This window comes from Burkholderia theae, assembly GCF_048565265.1.
Classification (GTDB): Bacteria; Pseudomonadota; Gammaproteobacteria; order Burkholderiales; family Burkholderiaceae; genus Burkholderia; species Burkholderia theae.
Genome location: NZ_CP183463.1, coordinates 499,285 through 517,074, shown reverse-complemented (window position 1 = coordinate 517,074; position 17,790 = coordinate 499,285). Strand labels below are relative to the sequence as shown.

Genomic DNA, 17,790 nt, shown 5'->3' with positions numbered 1-17,790 from the left:
GAGACGGGCGACGAGGCCGCCGCGCGCGCCGTTGCGCGGGCCGGTGGCGGGATCAGAACGACGTGCCAATCTGGAACTGGAACTTCTGATACTGGTCGCCGGTGTGGTGGACGATCGGCAGCGCATAGTCGATCTTCAGCGGGCCGATCGGCGAGATCCATTCGAGCCCGATGCCGTAGCTGTACCGCAAGCCGTTCGCGCCGACGCTGTTGCCTTCGGTGCCCCATACGTTGCCGCCGTCGACGAACGTGAACACGCGCAGCGTGCGGTCGTAGCCGGTGCCGGGCAGCGGGACGGTCATCTCGACGTTGCCGACCACCATCTTCGAGCCGCCGATCGGGTCGCCGGTCGTCGCGTCGCGCGGGCCGAGCGAACCGGGCTCGTAGCCGCGCACCGAACCGATGCCGCCCGCGAAGTAGTTCTTGAAGATCGGGTAGGGTTGCCCGCCGAGGCCGTTGCCGTAGCCGGCCTGGAAGTTCATTCCGAGCACGAGGCCGCGCGCGAACGAGTGGTAGTACTGCGCCTGCACGTCGGTCTTGTAATACGACACGGTGCCGATCGGCGTGCCGTATTCCGCGTTCGCCTGCAGGAAGTAACCGCGCCCCGGGATCAGCGCGCTGTCGCGCATGTCGCGCGACCAGCCGACCGTGAACGGTGCGACGTTCGACACGCGGCCGAGCGTGTTCACGTAGTCGATATAGCTCTGCGGGGTGGTCGAATCGATGTCGAGGCGATCCTGTTCGAGCCCGAGCCCGAAATACACCATGTCGCTTTCGGAGAACGGGATCCCGAACTTCGTGTCCAGACCGTACGAGATGATCCGGAAGCTGGTGTCGTTCGTGCTCGAGTAATAGAGCGGCTGGGTCGTCTTGTAGTACACGTCGGTGATGCGCTTGATACCGTCGATCGTGAAGTACGGATCGGTTTGCGACACCGTCAGCGTGCGCATCGTCGTCGCGGTGTTCGCATTGACGGCGATCGTCTGGCCGCTGCCGAACACGTTGTCCTGCGACACGCCGGCCGAGATGATCGGGCCTTCGCCGGAACCGTAACCGAGGCCGAGCGAGATCGTGCCGGTCGGCTTTTCGGTGACTTTCACGTGCACGTCGACCTGGTCGGCGGTGCCCTCGACCGGCACGGTCGTGACGTCGACGTCGGTGAAATAGCCGAGGCGGTTGATGCGGTCCTTCGACAGCTTGAGCCGCGACGAATCGAACCACGCGTCTTCCATCTGGCGCATCTCGCGGCGGATCACCTCGTCGCGCGTGCGCGTGTTGCCGGAAATGTCGACGTGCCGCACGTAGACGCGGCGTCCGGGCGTGACCTGCAGCGTGAGGTCGACCTTGTGATGCTGCTGGTCGATCTGCGGGACCGTATTGATGGTGGCGAACGCGTAACCATACTCGCCGAGCTTGTCGATCAGCGCCTGCGTCGTGTCCTTGAGCTTCGCCGCGGAAAAGCGTTCCCCCGCGCGAATCTCGATGATCCGGTTCAGTTCGACCTCGCGCCCGAGCAGGTCGCCGGCCAGCCGGATGGCGGAGATCGTGTACGGCTGGCCTTCGTGCAGCGTGATCGTCAGGTCCATGTCCTTGCGGTCCGGGGACAGCGACACCTGGGTCGACTCGAGGTTGAACTCCAGATAACCGCGATCGAGGTAGTACGCGCGGACGGCGTCGAGATCGGTCGCGAGCTTGTCCTTCGAATACAGGTCGTCCTTCGTGTACCAGGAGAACCAGTTCGGCGTCGACAGCTGCATTTCGTCGCGCAGCGTCGCGTCGCTGAATACGTGGTTGCCGAGGAACGTGACTTGCCGGATCTTCGCGCTCGGCCCTTCGATGACGGAGAACAGCAGGCCCACGCGGTTGCGGTCGATGGGGCTGACGGTGGTCGTCACCTCGGCCGCGTAGTAGCCGCGCGTCAGGTACTGCCGCTTGAGCTCCTGCTCGGCCTTGCTGACGAGCGACGGGTCGTACGCGTGCCCGGACACCAGGCCGACCGATTTCATCGCCTTCTCGATCGCGTCCTTGACGAACTCGTGGAGGCCCGCGAAATCGATCGTGCCGATCACCGAGCGTTCGGCGACGTTCACGATCACGACGTTGCCTTCCGTCGCGATCCGCACGTCGTTGAAGAACCCGGTCGCGTAAAGTGCGCGGATCGCGGCCGATGCCTTGTCGTCGGTGAAGGTGTCGCCGATCTTGAACGGCAGATAGGAGAACACGGTGCCGGGCTCGATGCGCGTCAGACCCTCGACGCGGATGTCCTGGATCGCGAAACCGGTCGACGCCGGTGTGTCGGGCGCCGTTTGCGCGGCCTGCGCCGGTTGCGCGTGGACCGGGAATGCGACTGGCGTGAGCCAGCAAAGCCGGGCGAGCCAGCCTAAGCTCATCGAACGCGTCTTCACTGCCAGTCGATCCCGTCGTCGAGCGCGTGAACGCGATGTTCGGCGTCGTTCTGCGCATCGCGCACGAGCAGGCGCGATACCGTGTCGACATGCGATTCGGCCAGCTGATGCACGGCCGCGTAGCCGTTGCCGCAGACGGCATTCAGCGACAGCCCGGGTGCGTAGCGGCCGGTGAGCCGGCAGCGGAAAATCGGACGTGCGTCGAATGCGGGTGCGGTGCCGGCCGCGGAGACGGCCGGCCGAGAGTCGATCGGCAGCAGAAACCAGGTACAGGCGCCGAGATCCGACAACGCATAGGCGGACGGGCGCCGGGCGAGCGCGGCGGTCGGGGAGGGGATTCGCATGATGGGCATGTCCTGGCAGAAAGGAACGGAAAGCCACGATCCGGGCCGGTATCGGCGGATCGTGATGATTCGCATAGCGAATTAAATTGGATCGGATTCGGCGATCTGGCGCGAACGAAGTCAGCGCCGATCGCGCATCAGTTCAGCATCGCGTGGTTGAGCGGAGCGGTCATTTCTGGTGGCGACGCGAGCGCTTCGACGAGGTTGGTCAGGTTGACGGACGGCAGCGCGAACGCGATCCAGCCCATCCCGACGTGACGGATCGACAGCACCGCACCGTCGTAGTCGGCGAGCCGGTCGACGCGCCAGCACGGGTCGATCTGCAACGGATACTGGCCTTCCGGCGGTTCGACCGGATGCGTCGGCTGCATCGCGGCCCGTGCGGTCGCGAGCTGCAGGATCATCTGGTCGATGTCGTGAACGCCGAGTATGGACGTCTGGCCGTCGATCGTGAATCGGATCACTGGATACCCGGATTCGGTGGAGACTTCCATGCGCATCGTGTGATACATGATCGGGCCTTTCACTTTCGCTGTCGGGGAGGACGGCCGCTATCGGCGTGGCCGGTATGCGGTGTGACGGAAGCATAGGTCACGCGATCGTCAAATAAATTTCAAGATTGTTTCGTCATATTCAGGACTCCGTGAATGACGTGTTGTAAGCGGAATGAATTGGATCTCGCGCAAGAGTGGCCGTCTATTATTGAGATATTCGAAGACGCTGACAGCGGGCAATGGGCGCGATCGGTAATCGATGCTGCGTGATGACGTGTGACGCGCCATCGTTTGCCGGGTTTTCGCATCGGGGAGCGCATTTCGGCGCGTTGGACGGCCGCAATATTTAAAACGATTGCGGCGAAAAGCGGTCGTGCGCCGGCCGTCGCGAACGACGGCCGGCGCTGCTTGCGATCAGAACCGGTGGCGGATGCCGAGGCTGACCATGTCCTGGCTGTTCGTGCCGGCGACGCCGTACGAGCCGATCGACGCGTCGGCGCTCGACACGGTGCCATCCGCGTTCAGCTGCGTGCCGGTCGCCTTCTGCCACGCGCCCACGAGATACACGTCGGTCCGCTTCGACAGGCTGTAGTCGGCGCCGAGCGACACCTGGTTATAGGATGCGTTGGTATCGCCGCTCGCATGCGTATAGCTGTAGCCGAGGCCGAGCAGCAGCGCTGGCGTGGCCTGATAGTTGAAATAGGCCTGGCCCGTGTTGAGCTTCTCGGTCGACGCGAATGCCGACTGCGCGTCCGCCTTGTACGCCGAGTTGCTGTACGCGAGGCCGACCGTGTACGGTCCGGCGATGTAGCGTGCGGCGACGCGCGCGATATTGATCGACTTCGCCGTTGCGTAACCCGAGTTGACCGGGCCGTCGAAGGTGCCGTCCGACGTCGACGACCAGCCGGTGCGTGCGAGCGTCGAATTCGAGTTGTCCGCCACGTAGTAACCGGCGGCCAGCGAGAACGGACCGTTGTTGTACGAGGCCGCGACCGCCCACGTTTGCCCCGATCCGGTTTGCCCCGCGACGCCGCCGAGCGCGTACATCGTCTCGACCTGCAACCCGCCGTAGCTTGGCGAAAGGTATTTGATCGCGTTGTTGGTGCGTGAACTGTTGTCGTAATTGTCGACGTCGCCGGCAGTGGCGAACGTGCTGCCGAAATAATTGTCCTCGGTAAGGCCCTGAACCTGGTCGACGAGCGGATCGTACTGACGGCCGAGCGTGACCGTGCCGTATTGATTGCTTTGAAGGCCGACGTAGGCCTGGCGGCCGAACAGCGAGGTCGTGCCGTTGTAGGTGCCCATCTTGCCGTTGTTGACGTTGAAGCCGTTCTCGAGCTGGAAGATCGCCTTCAGCCCGCCGCCGAGATCCTCGCTGCCCATCAGGCCCCAGCGGCTGCCGGACAGGTTGCCCGAATAAAGGCCGAGCTGGTTGCTGCCGGTGGGCGTGGCGTTATGCGTGAACTGCAGCGACTCGTCGATGACGCCGTACAGCGTCACCGTGCTCTGTGCGTGCGCGGCGGTGAAGCCGGTGAGCAACGCGAGCGACAACAGCGATTTCCTCAAAATACCTTTCATCATGAACTCTCCTGGCATGTAACGGGACTGCTTGCGTTCCTGCCGAATCGATCGGCCTTCGTCAGGAGCCGCCATTAGGTCACGTCACAATTTTCAGTCCGTTGGGAATCCACAACGACGGGTTTACCGCCGGTTTCGGCGGCGCGTTCATGTAATGTGATGGTTGCGTGCGCAATCTATTTGATACGTTGCGCGGCGAGGTGCGACTCGCCGCGCGAGCCGTGTCGCACGGGGCTGCGTCGGTGGCGGTTGGTCATGCTGCGGCGCGAAGCGATGCGCGAGTGCGCATTCGCGCGTCAAATGCCGTAATGAAAATGGTGTGGGGAAAGCGGGCGATGCTCGAGTGTGGCCGGTAAATCACCGTAACCGAACCCGTAAACCGGGTAATTCCACCGGAACCTACACTGGATCGACGTGATGGACGAACTTCAACACAACGATCCAATGGCTTCCATGAACTCGACCCAAGCGGTGTTTCTGCATTCCGGATATGGTGCGACCGACGGCTGGCTGTGGTCCTGCCTTCGCGATCTCGATGGCGTGATGGCCTACGACGAACCGCTGCGCGCGATGGTCGAGTCGGTCGACTACGCGCAATATGCCGACACCGGTTCGGAAGGACCCGCGCCCGGCCGGCGGCCGGCCGCGAGCGTTGCCGATACGCTCAGACAGGACGCGCTCGGCATGTCGCGCGTCGAGATGGCGTTTTCAGCCAACCAGTTCGAAGAGGCGACGCCTGAATATGCGGGCGACATCGAGTACTTTCTGCGCGAACTGATGGCGCAGGCGTTCGATCGCGGGTGCATACCGGTATTCCGGTTCGGCGAATCGCTCGGACGCCTCGCATGGATGCGCCGCGCATTCCCGGACGTCGTTCACATCGTCGTCGCGCGCAATCCGCTCGCGCAGTGGCAGTCGTACTGCGACCGGCTCGTCGCGCATCGCGATGCGCACTGTATCGCGCTGCCGTACCTGGCGCTCGCGTGCGGCCGCAGCGTGCCGGCGGTCGAGAGCGTCGTCGTCGGCTTGCGAATCGATTTGCCGGATAACTTCCCGTGCGTCGGCGAGCAGCCGGCCAATCACAGCATCGAATTCTTCAAGGCGCACGCGGCGTATGTCGGGCCGGCCGCTACCTATCGCGCGTTTCTCGGCTGCTGGCTGCTCGCGATGCGGTATTCGACGACTCACGCGGATGCGATCTTCGATTGCGACCTGGCGATCCGGTCGCATGCGTACCTGAGTGCCGCGGAAGCGTGGATCGCGAACCTGACCGGATTGACGCCGTCGATGCGTGCCGCGCACCGGAACCATGCGGTGCGCAGCCGCACGCTGTCGTGCTCCGACGACGAGGACGTGCATCTCGCCGCGATGGAAATCGGCAAGCTGCTCGTGCGCGACGGCAGCGCACCGGTCGATGCGCTCGCGCTGTGGGCGAGCAAGCTGGCCGAGGCGACGCTGGGCGCGCGCGCCGATGCGGATGCCACAGCCGCCTATGCACACATGTGCGTCGATCAGGCGATGCGGATCGTGGATCTCGCCGCGGCCGGCAGCTTCGGCTGTGACACCGTGCTTGCGAGCGAACTCGCGATGATGAAGGCGGCGCTGGGTGGGCTGGCCGAGCAGGGCGCGGAACGGCGAGCGGGGCCGTGGTCGCGGTTGACGAGCACGGCGCGCAATTTCCTGGCGGCGCGGCGGTAGACAGCGACCGCCAGATACCTCGGCGATAAGCAGCGCGTCGCTCAGGCCACTGAAGAGGCGACATTGGACGCCGACACGGCATCCAGTATCGGCGGATGCGTAACGATCGACTTCAGGTCGACCTGCGCTGCGCGCAGCTTCGCGGCATCGGGAATCGGGCGGCGGGTCTCGTCGGACGACGCGAAGAGCGTTTCGAACGAACGCGCCGCATCGAGCAGCGCAAGATCGCCCCGGAACGCGCCGATCATTTGCAGCCCGAACGGCATGGCGCGATGATCGACGCCGCACGGCAGCGACAGTGCCGGATTCGTCGCGAGCGTCACGACGTACGTGAGCGACAGCCAGCGATAGTAGTTCTCGAGTTCGACACCATTCACCGATTTCAGATACGGCTGCGTCCACGGAAACGGCGAGACGGGCGTCGTCGGCGAAAGAATCACGTCGTAACGGTCGAACAGCGTCTGGAAGCGGCGGAACAAGCGTGTCTGGTCGCCGTGCGCACGCACGCAATCCGCAAGGCCGAGGTCGATACCCATTTCGTAGTTCGCGCGCGGATTCGGGCCGAGTGAATCGGGGTTGGCCTCGTACGCCTTTTGCAGGCCCGCGACGAACGCCTCCGCGCGCAGGACATCGAAGCAGCGATGCGCGCCCTCGAAGTCCACGTCGATCGGATCGCAGACGGCCACCTCGCGACGCAGGAAGTCGATCTTGCGGCGGAACACGGCGCGGATGTCGTCGTCCACTTCGCATACGCCGAAATCCTCGGTGTAACCGATGCGCAGTTTCGACAGGTCGGTGGGGGCGCGGCCGTCCATCGTCGGACTCATCGCGAACGGATAGCCGAGCGGATCGGTGCTCGACTGGCCGACCGTCGCCGCGAGTTGCAGCCAGGTGTCTTCGACGGTGCGTCCCATCGGCCCGACCACCGCAATCGGCGTCCAGCCAAGCGGCTTGCGATCGCTCGGCACGAGTCCCGGCGAGGTGCGCAAACCGACCACACCGCATTTCGCGGCCGGAATACGCAGCGAGCCGCCGGTGTCCGAGCCGCTGGCAAGCGGCACCATGTCGAGCGCGAGTGCGGCCGCCGAGCCACCCGACGAGCCACCTGCGTTCAGGCGCGGATCGAACGGATTGCCCGTTGCGCCCCACACGGGATTGAAACTGTTCGCACCCGCACCCAGTTCCGGCACGTTGGTCTTGCCGACGACGATCGCACCGGCTGCGCGCAGGCGGCGCACCAGCGTGTTGTCGTGCGCAGGCACATTCGCGCGATAGATCGGTGAGCCGTACGTCGTCAGCAGACCTTCGGTCTCTTCGAGATCCTTGATGCCGATGGGCAAGCCATGCAAGGCACCGACGGTATCGCCGCGTGCGAGTCCGGCATCCGCGGCCCGGGCCTCGATTCGCGCGCGTTCGAAGCTCGTCGCCGTGATGGCGTTGACGTATGGATTGAGCGCTTCGATTCGCGCGATGCAGGCTTCAAGCAATTCGACGGCGGAAATTTCTCGCGCCTGCAACAACACACGCAGCTCGACGGCGCTGTGACGGGTCAGTTCGTGACGGTGGTTCATCGGACGGTGCTTTAAGTGACGAGGCAGGAGTCCGCTCAATGTAGACGACGAGAAAAACGGCCGCCAGTGACGATTATCGAACGGTCAGTTCACTTTTGCTCAACGCGTGCGGACGGCGAAATCCCGTTGCTCAGATGCTCGACAAACGATTGCAGCAGCGGCGGGAGTTCACGTCGCGCGAGGGTTTGAATTTCGATGGCACGCTCGCCGGTGGTGAGCTCCGGCACCGGCAACGCGACGAGTTCGCCGGACGCGAGACGCGGGCGCACCACGAGTTCGCCGCAGAACGTGACGGCGTCGCTTGCGAGCGTGAAACCGAGGAGCGTTTCGAGCGTCGCGCTGCGGAGTACGCTCTTGCACGCGACACCTTCGCGGCTGCAATAGATATCGATCAGCTTGTGCAGCGTCGAATGCACCCCCGGCAACGCGAGCGGGTACGCCAGCAATTCGCGAAACGACACCTGCTCGGCCCGCGCGAGCGGATGAGACGACGCGACGATCGCGAATACGGGCGACGGCGCGGAAAAGCAGATCTGAATGTCCTTGGACGGGCCGAAGCTGAACGTGAGGCCGATATCGCATTCGCCGTCGCGTACGCGCTGCGTGACGTCGGCGGCCGTATCGACGACGACCTCGAACGAGGCCGGCGCGACCGTGCGCCGGAAGTCCGCCATCGCACGCGGCAGAAAGTGGGCCGCGAATCCTTCCGTGCAGGCGATGCGGATCGTGCGTTCGGCCTCACCGCGCAGCGCGTCGATTTCCAGCGAAATCTGTTCGGCGTCGAGCTGCGAGCGGCGCGCATACGCGGCAAGCATTTCGCCCGCCTTGCTCGGGACCATGCCGCGCGATTGCCGCACGAAGAGCGGCGTGCCAAGCTCGTTCTCGAGCCGCGCAATCTGGCGGCTCACCGCGGATGGCACGACATTCAGGCGAGTGGCGGCGTCGGCGACGGAACCGGCGTTGACCACTTCGAGGAAATAACGGACAGCGGCTTCCTGAAGAATACGGGCGCTCATGATGGATCGACGGGAGGACACGCAATATTCCATCATAACGTCCGGTGGGCGGGCGGCGCGATCAGGCCTCCTCGACAGCGCCGATGCGCGAATCTGCCTGGGGCGACAGCCGGATCGACAGACTGGTGACGAACGCAAATGCCGTTGCCACGATCAGGAAGCCGAATACCGCGTCATAGTTGCCGGTGACCGCGATCAACAGGCCGATGACCGCGGGTGCGACAAATCCCGCGACCTGTCCGCCGAAGTTCACCATGCCGGTACCCGTGCCGATGAGTTTTTGCGGCAGGAACTTTGCCGGTAGCGCAAAGACGCCGGCGAAGACGAACGACTTGAAGAAGTAGACGATGGCCTGACAGGTAATCACGCCGGCCACCGTTTCGGCGGTGTACATCGCGTAGAGGAAGAAGCCCGAGATCGCGCAGCACGCGGCCATCAGCCATTTTTCGCGGCCGTCGAACCAGCGCGCGAGAATCCAGCCGCCGAGCGCCGTCGAGATGCTTGCCGCCACGAACGGCAGTGGCGTGAGCATGCCGACCGCCCTGAGATCGAGATGTCTTTCGGTCAGCAGATACGTGGGCATCCACGCATCGAGCCCCTTGTTGACGATGCCCATGCCGAACCAGGTCAGCAGAATCTTCCACATCAGCGGCATCTTGAGGAGCGCGCGCGTTGCCGCGCCGTCGATGCGTGCGGGTCGGCCTGCCGAATCGCGCTTTTGATGCGTGTCCTTCACCGCGAACAGATAGAACAGCGCGAACACGAGACCTACCACACCCGCGACGACAAACGCATGACGCCAGCCGAGAGTCAGGATGAGGGGGGCGATGGCGAGCGGTGCGATGAAGCTGCCGACATAGTTCGACGACATGAGCAGCGCAAACAGTTTCGGGCGATCTTCCCGCGCACTCGATTCGGCCATGCCCTTCATGGCGGCACCGGGATAACCGCCTTCGCCGAGACCGAAGATGAAGCGGATCGCGATCAGCGAAGCCAGCGACCACGCGAGACCGGTCATCAACGTGAATACCGACCACGACAGGATCGATACGACGATAACCTTCTTGCTGCCCCAGCGATCCGCGAGCCAGCCGCCGGGAATCTGCATCGCGGCATAACCGATATAGAACGTGCTCATCACCACGCCGAGTGCGGCCGCGCCGACGTGGAACTCCTTGCCGATGGCGACGAACGACAGCGCGATCGCCGAGCGATCGATGTACGACAGACAAAAACCGAGGTAGAGCAGCGCGAACACCGCGAGGCTAGCGCGTTTGCTTTCATGGGGGTCGATCATGCCGAGCATCCGCCAACAGAGAGAAGACCGGGCCCGCTTCAGCTGTGCCGTGCAGTCCCACCGCGACTAGTCGAATCGATCGTAAGTAGCTACAAACTGGCCGACAAGTGACATATTCAGATTCCTCCGTTCGCGAAAAATCACTGAAACGGGCGGCGGTGGTGGCGGCGTGGGTGCGTTTCACGCACGAGACGTATGCGTGCTTCGCATCGGGTGGACGACGACGCGTTCCGGTGTCGTCACGGTGGCAGAGTCGAATCGGGAGAGCATGCGGCGCAGGCGGCCGCATCACGGCTCGGAAGGAAGCAAGCGCGTGACGTACGCGTGATGCTCGCGGCAACAACTGTCCGGCATTGACGTGCGGCGCGCCTTAACGAAGTGCAGCCGCAACCGCCTCGTCGACCTGCAACGCAAAGCGCGCATCGACATCGGGCACCGGGAAGCCAATCGACAGTTCCAGATACGCGTCGCCCAGCACCAGTTGAACGAATGTCGCTGCACGCAATGCAGCCGTCGATTCGTCGAATCGCTTTCGCAGAATTTTCGCGGCGAACGCACGCACGACCTTTAAGCCGTTTTCGTAAAACACCTGGCCGAGTTCCGGGAGGCGCTCGGCCTCGGCAACGATGGCCCGGTAAAGCCGCAGATTGTCCGGAACGATGAGGATCCGGGCCAAGGCCCATCCCAGTTCGCGCAACTCGGCTTCGGGCAAGCCATCGGCTTGCGCGTCCAGCGCGCCGGCAAGGACGCCACCCACCTGGGCGCACATCGAGGTCACCAGGCCCACGAAGAGTGCTTCCTTCGACTTGAAGTGACGGTAGACCGTCTGTTTGCCGACGCCCGCGGCCGCGGCGACGTCGTCCATGGTTGCCAGGCCGAAACCCTGGCTTAAGAAAACGGTTTTCGCACCGTCGAGGATGGCGGACCGCTTGCGGCGTTGCAGCGGGCTCAAGTCGGGGACAGAGGAAGTGTTCATGCCCGATAAATAACAGATCATCGAATCGTTGACAAGACTGGCCAGTCTCGTCTACATTGGCCGAAACGAGACTGATGAGTCTCGTTTTGTGGCCTGTCGACTTCGCGGGCACCCATCGAGGAAAACACCATGGAACTGTTCATTACAGGTGGTACGGGCTACATCGGGCAAGCGGTCGCGCGCCAGGCAATCCGCCTCGGCCATCAAGTGACGGCGCTGGTGCGCGACGACCGGTCGGCGGCCGCGAACGCGCTGGCTCGTCTCGGCGTGAAACTGCATGCAGGCGACCTGCGTGAGCCGCAGTCCTTTGCCGCGGCTGCCGGTGTCGCCGATGGCGTCGTGCACATGGCGTCGACCAACGATGCCTCCGCCGCTGCAGCCGACGCCGCCGCGGTCGAGGCGATGCTTGCCCAGTTGCGTCCCGGCGCGGCGTTCCTCTACACATCGGGCATATGGGTCTACGGCAATACGGAGGGCAAGCCGGCCACTGAAGCATCGGCGCTGAACCCGACCCCCCTCGTCGCCTGGCGGCCCGCCGTGGAGCAACGCGTGCAGGCGCTGGCAGCACGCCGTTCGATTGCCGCGGCGATCCTCAGGCCGGCGATGGTCCACGGCTACGGCGGCGGCATCTTCGGCATGCTTGCCGGCATGGTTGGCCAGACCGGCAGCGTGAGCATCGTCGGCGATGGTCGTAATCACTGGCCGGCCGTGCACGTCGATGATCTGGCCACCGCATATCTGAGCGCGGTGGCGCGGCTGGCAAGCGGAGACGATCGCGTCAACGGACAGATCTTCAACGTGGTCGCGGAAGAGGCCGTGGCGGTTGCCGAAATGGGCGAAGCGATTCGGGCCTCGGTCGGCGCCGACCGCGTCGAATGCTGGCCGCTCGACCACGCTCGCCAATCGCTTGGACCATTTGCCGACGCACTTGCGCTCGACCAGACGGTCAGCGGCCAGCATGCGCGGCACGTACTTGCGTGGGAACCCCATGGCCCGGGCCTGATTGCGGACCTCTCCGCACGGGAGCACTTTCAGCAACGCAACGGAGCATGACGATGGCGTTCAACCCTGCTTCTGTTGAATCGATTCTCGCGACGATCGCAGCGGTGCTGTTCGCGGTTGCCGGCGTGGTCAATCTCTCAAGACGCGGCGCGGCGAAGCGCGACTTCGCACGCTGGGGTTACCCGGCATGGTTTCAGTTGCTTTGCGGCGCGCTCGAGCTGCTCAGTGCGGGACTTCTTGTTGGACATCAAACGAGGGTGCTGGGCCTGATGCTGGCCGGTGCGATCATGATCGGCGCGTTGTTCACGTTGCTGCGCAATCGGGAGCCATTCCGGCATATCGCTCCGGCGCTGATCTTCTCGGCGCTCATTGTGGTGACTGCGGCGATCCGCGGTTGAAGCCTGCTCGCCATCAACTGAGCGAGACCGGGACGCCAGGCCTGCAACTCACATTGCCTCTGGCGAAGGTCCGTTGACGAGAGCGACGTGCATCGCTTGCGGGTCGTTATCCGACAGATATCCGCCGGAAATCCATGAAGAACAACAAAAAGGACTGGGGGCAGCGATCACGTCGCCGCCTCTGATCCGCATCCGCCGCGCGGGTCGTGCAGTCGATCAAGTTTGTTTGCGGCGAGCCTGTGTCGGCGTCGGCCGCGCGCCGCGCGCTTACCAGCGGTGATGCGCGGCCCAGTCCTGCCGGCCCCACCAGCGGCGGCCATCCCAGTAGCGGCCGCCATGCCAGCCGAGCGCGATGCCGACCGTGGGCACCATCACGGGCGCGGCCACGACGGCCGGTGCATACGGCGCGTAGGCCACCGGCGGTGCCGGCACGACGACCGGCGGCGGCGCGACATACACGGGTGCCGGTGCGACATAGACGGGCGCGAGCGCCGCAATGCCGAGACCGATCGAAATACCGGCCATCGCCGGCTGTACGGAAAGGCATGCAATCAGCACGCCCGAGCCGAGGACGGCCCATTGTTTCGCATTCATCGCGTCACCTCGTTGCGCTGGGAACGCCTTCAATCTAGTGGAAGGTCGGATGAATGAGAATTACACGCGGGTAACGTCCGATTTCCAAAAATAGCGGTGTCGCGGATAGGGCGATCGAGAGAGGTTTTCACGCACGCGGGTCGATCGTTAAGCGGGATTGCAGCGGTCGAGACGATACGCTCAAGCACTTGATTGAAAAGGATTCCGCGGACGCGATTCTGGCGCGCCGCGGAATATTCGGCAATGTGCCGGGCAGGTGCGACATGCGACTGTCAGCCGGCTGTCGGTAATAAGCCGAGATCAATTTCCGGTCGAAGCGGTCGCGACCGGCGCCGCGTCCGGATGCTGGAGCGCGTAAAGCTGGCGGTTGCGCGCGATCTGCGACTGCGACGGCGGGTAGTCGTTCCGGTTCGACGGCAGCAGGCCGTCGGCTTCGGCATCGATCAGTTGCTGGCGCACTTCGGCGCGCGTGATCGGCGCCTGTGTGGACTGGGCGAAGGCCTGCGTGCCGAACGGCAGGCTCAGCGTGGCAACGACGAAAGCAGCGACGAGTTTCATGATGGCTCCTGGGCGGATGAATGAACGGGCGAGTGGGGAGGGGCCCACGTTTCCCATTCTGGTTTCCCGAGCAGTCACCACACTGACCCGCTGATTACAGTTTCGTAATCAAGCCGTGTCGCGCCCGCGCGGGGCGGCTCGCCCGCATCGTTTCCCGGTAACATCGGCGCATGTCATCACCGAATGCGACGGAGCCGATCATGCGCATCCTGATAGTCGAAGACGAACCGAAGACCGGCGCGTACCTGAAGAAGGGGCTCGAGGAATCCGGCTTCAGCGTCGATCTCGCGAAGGACGGCGGCGAGGGGCTGACGCTCGCGCAGGAAGAAAACTACGACGTGATCGTGCTCGACGTGATGTTGCCGGTGCTCGACGGCTGGAGCGTGCTGAAGCGGCTGCGCGACACGCACACGACACCCGTGCTGTTCCTGACCGCGCGCGACGACGTGCAGGACCGCGTGCACGGCCTCGAACTCGGCGCCGACGACTACCTCGTGAAGCCGTTCGCGTTCGTCGAACTGCTCGCCCGCATACGCACGCTCGCGCGCCGCGGACCGCCGCGCGAGACGGAGCGTATTGCCGTGGGCGACCTGGAGATCGACGTCGTGCGCCGCCGCGTGAAGCGCGGCACGGTGCGGATCGACCTGACGCCGCGCGAATTCTCGCTGCTGCAATTGCTCGCGCGCCGGCAAGGCGAGGTGCTGAGCCGCACGCAGATCGCGTCGTACGTGTGGGACATGAATTTCGACAGCGATACCAATGTGGTCGAAGTCGCGATTAGGCGGCTGCGCGCGAAGATCGACGACGCGTTCGCCGTCAAGCTGATCCATACGGTGCGCGGCGTCGGTTACGTGCTCGAACCGAAGGACGACGCATGACGCTCGGCCGCTCGCTCGGCGCGACGCTCGCGCTCGCGTTCGGCGCGACCACGCTCGCCGTCTTCGCGCTCGTCGGCACGTATGTGTACAGCGGCCTCGAGCGGCAGGTGAGCGCGCAGGACGACCTCGACATCGTGCTCGCCGCGCGGCACACGCGCCGGCTGGCGGGCGAACTCGACTCGCTCGACGCGGTGCGCGCGCATGCGGACCGGCTGACGAGCCAGGTGCTCGGCAACGCGGCGCTGTCGCTGGCCGTCGCCGACGCGCAGGGCAACGTGCTCGCGCGCCACAACGTCGAGCGCACCGAGCTCGAGGATCCGCCGGACGCATCGTCGCCCGCGCTGCCGGTGCGGCCCGCGTTACCCGATGCCGAACTGTTTCCGCCGCACGCGACGCCGGTGCCCGCGAACGACCGGATTACCGTCGACCGGATCGCGACGTGGACCGCCGACGGCGGCACGCCGGTGCGCGGTATCGTCGCCGAGGCCGCGCTGCGCGATCACACGCTGATCCGGATCGCGCTCGCGCGCAACATGAGCGATCGCGCCGCACTGCTCGACGGTTACCGCGACAAGCTGAAGATCGCCGGCGGCCTCGGCGCGCTGTTCGCGATGCTGCTCAGCTACTGGCTGATCCGCAGCGCGCTCGCACCGCTGCGCGAGATCGTCGCGAACACGGGCCGCATCACCGTCGACAAGCTCGATACGCGGCTCGATGCGTCGCGCGCGCCGCGCGAGCTGACGGCGCTCGTCGACGCGCAGAATGCGATGCTCGGCCGCCTGCAGCAGGCGTTCGGGCACCTGTCGCAATTCAGCGCGGATCTCGCGCACGACCTGCGCACGCCGCTGAACAACATGCGCGGCGCGACCGAGGTGGCGCTGGCGCGGCCGCGTTCGGCCGACGAATACCAGGCGCTGCTCGAATCGAATCTCGAGGAATACGACCGTCTCGCGCGGATGATCGAGAACGTGCTGTTTCTCGCGCGCGCCGAGCATCCGGGCTTCGTCACGCGGCAGCGCGCATTCGACGTGCACGACGAATTGGAGCGTATCGCCGGATATTTCGAAGGGCTCGCCGATGAAGCCGGTTCGACGCTGCGCGTCGACGGACACGGCCGGCTGACCGCCGATCTCGAACTGTTTCGCCGCGCGGTCAGCAACTTGCTCGCGAATGCGTTGCGTTATACGCCGGCGGGTGGCGTCATCGCGCTGCGCGTCGACGAAATGGCGGACGCGGTGTGCGTCGTCGTCTCGAACCCGGGCGAGCCGATCGATCCCGCGCTGGTGCCGCGTATCTTCGACCGCTTCGTGCGCGGCGACCCCGCGCGCAGCGGCGGTGTGCCGGGCGGCACGGCCGGGCTCGGCCTCGCGATCGTGCGGTCGGTGATGGAACTGCACGGCGGCACCGCGCGCGTCGAGAGCGACGCGGGCGGGACGCGCTTCATCCTCACGTTCATCAAGACGCCGACGGCGTAGCGGCCGGGTGCCCGGCGGCGGTTGTGTCCGCACCCGTGTGCCAGCCGCCGCCCAGCGCGGTCAGCAGCCCGACCGCGGCCTCCATCCGGCGCGCGGCGATCTGGTCGGCCAGGCGCCGATTCGTCAGCGCGATCGTCTGCGCGGTCACGACATCCAGGTAGCTGACCGCGCCCGCGTTGAAGCGATTCGTCGTCAGCCGCAGCGACAGGTCGGCCGCATCGGTCGCGCGCTGCTGGCTGCGGGCCTCCGACGCGAGCGCACCGAGCGTGGACAGCTGATCCTCGACCTGCTGGAACGCGACCAGCACGGTCTGCCGATAGTCGGCGACCGTGCCGTCGTATTGCGCATGCGCGCCGCGCAGCGACGCGCTGCGGCGCCCGCCGTCGAACAGCGTGCCGGCGAGCTGCGAGCCGAGCGACCAGAACAGGCTCGGCGCGGTCAGCCACGGCGCGAAGAAGCCGCTTTCGAGCCCGGCGCTCGCCGACAGCACGAGATCGGGAAAGAACGCGGCGCGCGCCTCGCCGATCTGCGCGTTCGCGGCCGCGACGCGGCGCTCGGCCGCCGCGATGTCGGGCCGCCGCTCGAGCAGTTGCGACGGCACGCCGGCCGGGATCGCCGGCACGTCGAACGCTTGGACGCGCGGCGGCAGCGCGAATGTCGACGCGCTTTCGCCGACGAGCGTCGCGATCGCATGTTGCAACTGAGCGCGCGATGCATCGATGTCGGTGTCCTGCGTGCGCGTCGATTCCAGCTGCGTCGCGGCCTGCGCGACGGCCGACGCGTCGATCGCGCCGGCCGCGAGCTGTTGTTTCAGCAGCTTCAGCGCGTCCGCGTACGCGCGCACCGTGTCGTCGAGCAACTGCTTCTGCGTATCGAGCGAGCGCAACGCGAAATAGTCGGTCGCGAGCGTGGACGTGACCGACAGCTTCACGGCCTGCAGGTCGGCCGCGCTCGCGTCGGCGTTCGCCTGCGCGCCGGTCACCGCGTCGCGCACGCGGCCGAATACGTCCGGTTCCCAACTCGCAGCCACGCCGGCCTGGTAGTCGGGTGTCGTTTTACCGGCGAGCGACGAGCCGAGCTTGTTCTGCGACACGCGCGAGCGGGTCTGTGCGACACCGGCCGTCACGGTCGGCAGGAACCCCGCATGCTGGTAGTCGACCATCGCGCGCGCCTGCTGGAGATCGGCGACGGCCTTCTTCACGGTCTGGTTCGAGATGTCGACGCGCGCTTCGAGCGCGTTCAGATCGGCGTCGTTGAAGACGGTCCACCATGGGCCGCGCGACGCGGCATCGGCCGGCGTGGCGACGTTCCAGCCGGGCTGGGCGTTGGGGGCGCCCGAAGCCGGTACGCCAGCGTAGTGCGCGGGCACCGCGACGGAGGGCGGCGCATACGCAGGCAGCGTCGAGCACGCGGACAACGCGGTCAAAGAGGCGGCGACACCGAGCACGACAACGCGGCGGGCGAACGGAAGCGGACGAAGGAAGCACATGACGGATCTCTCGCGGGT

Annotated in this window: 15 protein-coding genes and 1 pseudogene; 5 read left to right on the top strand and 11 right to left on the bottom strand. The window is 65.3% G+C overall.

The annotated features are described in order from the left end of the window. Window positions 1-52: 52 nt before the first annotated feature. The 4 genes and pseudogenes from bamA to ACN22W_RS35050 all read right to left on the bottom strand — a co-directional run. Window positions 53-2,275, bottom strand: a pseudogene (bamA, locus tag ACN22W_RS35065) (outer membrane protein assembly factor BamA); the annotation flags it as partial. A gap of 125 nt (window positions 2,276-2,400) precedes the next feature. After that, window positions 2,401-2,748: a hypothetical protein gene (locus ACN22W_RS35060; protein ID WP_419690614.1), complete on the bottom strand. Its 348-nt coding sequence runs from the start codon at window positions 2,746-2,748 to the stop codon at window positions 2,401-2,403. 137 nt (window positions 2,749-2,885) lie between these two features. Then, the gene (locus ACN22W_RS35055; RefSeq protein ID WP_419690613.1) at window positions 2,886-3,275 is read right to left on the bottom strand and encodes a hypothetical protein; all 390 of its coding nucleotides are present in this window, start codon (window positions 3,273-3,275) and stop codon (window positions 2,886-2,888) included. A gap of 381 nt (window positions 3,276-3,656) precedes the next feature. Continuing rightward, window positions 3,657-4,823, bottom strand: coding sequence for a porin (locus ACN22W_RS35050; RefSeq protein WP_419690612.1), 1,167 nt, complete (start codon window positions 4,821-4,823; stop codon window positions 3,657-3,659). Window positions 4,824-5,273: 450 nt separating this feature from the next. On the opposite strand from ACN22W_RS35050, the gene ACN22W_RS35045 reads away from it, so the two are divergent. Next, the gene (locus tag ACN22W_RS35045; RefSeq protein ID WP_419690611.1) at window positions 5,274-6,518 is read left to right on the top strand and encodes a hypothetical protein; all 1,245 of its coding nucleotides are present in this window, start codon (window positions 5,274-5,276) and stop codon (window positions 6,516-6,518) included. Window positions 6,519-6,559: 41 nt separating this feature from the next. Here the strand turns inward: ACN22W_RS35045 and ACN22W_RS35040 are convergent, their stop codons facing one another. The 4 genes from ACN22W_RS35040 to ACN22W_RS35025 form a co-directional block, all read right to left on the bottom strand. Continuing rightward, a complete protein-coding gene (locus ACN22W_RS35040) occupies window positions 6,560-8,089 on the bottom strand; it encodes an amidase (protein ID WP_419690610.1) in 1,530 nt (509 codons plus the stop codon). A gap of 89 nt (window positions 8,090-8,178) precedes the next feature. Beyond that, complete coding sequence (locus ACN22W_RS35035) at window positions 8,179-9,141, bottom strand: LysR family transcriptional regulator (RefSeq protein WP_419690609.1); 963 nt, start codon at window positions 9,139-9,141, stop codon at window positions 8,179-8,181. 25 nt (window positions 9,142-9,166) lie between these two features. Next, the gene (locus ACN22W_RS35030; RefSeq protein WP_419690608.1) at window positions 9,167-10,402 is read right to left on the bottom strand and encodes an MFS transporter; all 1,236 of its coding nucleotides are present in this window, start codon (window positions 10,400-10,402) and stop codon (window positions 9,167-9,169) included. A gap of 370 nt (window positions 10,403-10,772) precedes the next feature. Beyond that, window positions 10,773-11,378, bottom strand: a complete 606-nt coding sequence (locus tag ACN22W_RS35025) for a TetR/AcrR family transcriptional regulator (RefSeq protein WP_419690607.1) — start codon at window positions 11,376-11,378, stop codon at window positions 10,773-10,775. 129 nt (window positions 11,379-11,507) lie between these two features. On the opposite strand from ACN22W_RS35025, the gene ACN22W_RS35020 reads away from it, so the two are divergent. Continuing rightward, window positions 11,508-12,431, top strand: coding sequence for an NAD-dependent epimerase/dehydratase family protein (locus ACN22W_RS35020; RefSeq protein ID WP_419690606.1), 924 nt, complete (start codon window positions 11,508-11,510; stop codon window positions 12,429-12,431). A gap of 2 nt (window positions 12,432-12,433) precedes the next feature. After that, window positions 12,434-12,778 carry a DoxX family protein gene (locus ACN22W_RS35015; RefSeq protein WP_419690605.1) on the top strand — a complete coding sequence of 115 codons (345 nt, stop codon included), beginning with the start codon at window positions 12,434-12,436 and terminating at the stop codon, window positions 12,776-12,778. 267 nt (window positions 12,779-13,045) lie between these two features. Here the strand turns inward: ACN22W_RS35015 and ACN22W_RS35010 are convergent, their stop codons facing one another. Beyond that, a complete protein-coding gene (locus ACN22W_RS35010) occupies window positions 13,046-13,372 on the bottom strand; it encodes a hypothetical protein (protein WP_419690604.1) in 327 nt (108 codons plus the stop codon). 300 nt (window positions 13,373-13,672) lie between these two features. Then, window positions 13,673-13,930 carry a DUF4148 domain-containing protein gene (locus ACN22W_RS35005; protein ID WP_193102524.1) on the bottom strand — a complete coding sequence of 86 codons (258 nt, stop codon included), beginning with the start codon at window positions 13,928-13,930 and terminating at the stop codon, window positions 13,673-13,675. Between the two features lie 200 nt (window positions 13,931-14,130). Between ACN22W_RS35005 and ACN22W_RS35000 the strand changes: the two genes are divergently transcribed. Together ACN22W_RS35000 and ACN22W_RS34995 are read left to right on the top strand one after the other, a co-directional pair. After that, the gene (locus tag ACN22W_RS35000; protein WP_419690603.1) at window positions 14,131-14,808 is read left to right on the top strand and encodes a heavy metal response regulator transcription factor; all 678 of its coding nucleotides are present in this window, start codon (window positions 14,131-14,133) and stop codon (window positions 14,806-14,808) included. After that, on the top strand, window positions 14,805-16,283 hold the full coding sequence (locus tag ACN22W_RS34995; protein ID WP_419690602.1) for a heavy metal sensor histidine kinase: 1,479 nt from the start codon (window positions 14,805-14,807) through the stop codon (window positions 16,281-16,283). Before ACN22W_RS35000 ends, ACN22W_RS34995 begins: the two co-directional genes overlap by 4 nt. Here the strand turns inward: ACN22W_RS34995 and ACN22W_RS34990 are convergent. Beyond that, on the bottom strand, window positions 16,264-17,772 hold the full coding sequence (locus ACN22W_RS34990) for an efflux transporter outer membrane subunit (protein ID WP_419690601.1): 1,509 nt from the start codon (window positions 17,770-17,772) through the stop codon (window positions 16,264-16,266). The two genes, ACN22W_RS34995 and ACN22W_RS34990, sit on opposite strands and share 20 nt — an antisense overlap. Between the last annotated feature and the right edge of the window lie 18 nt (window positions 17,773-17,790).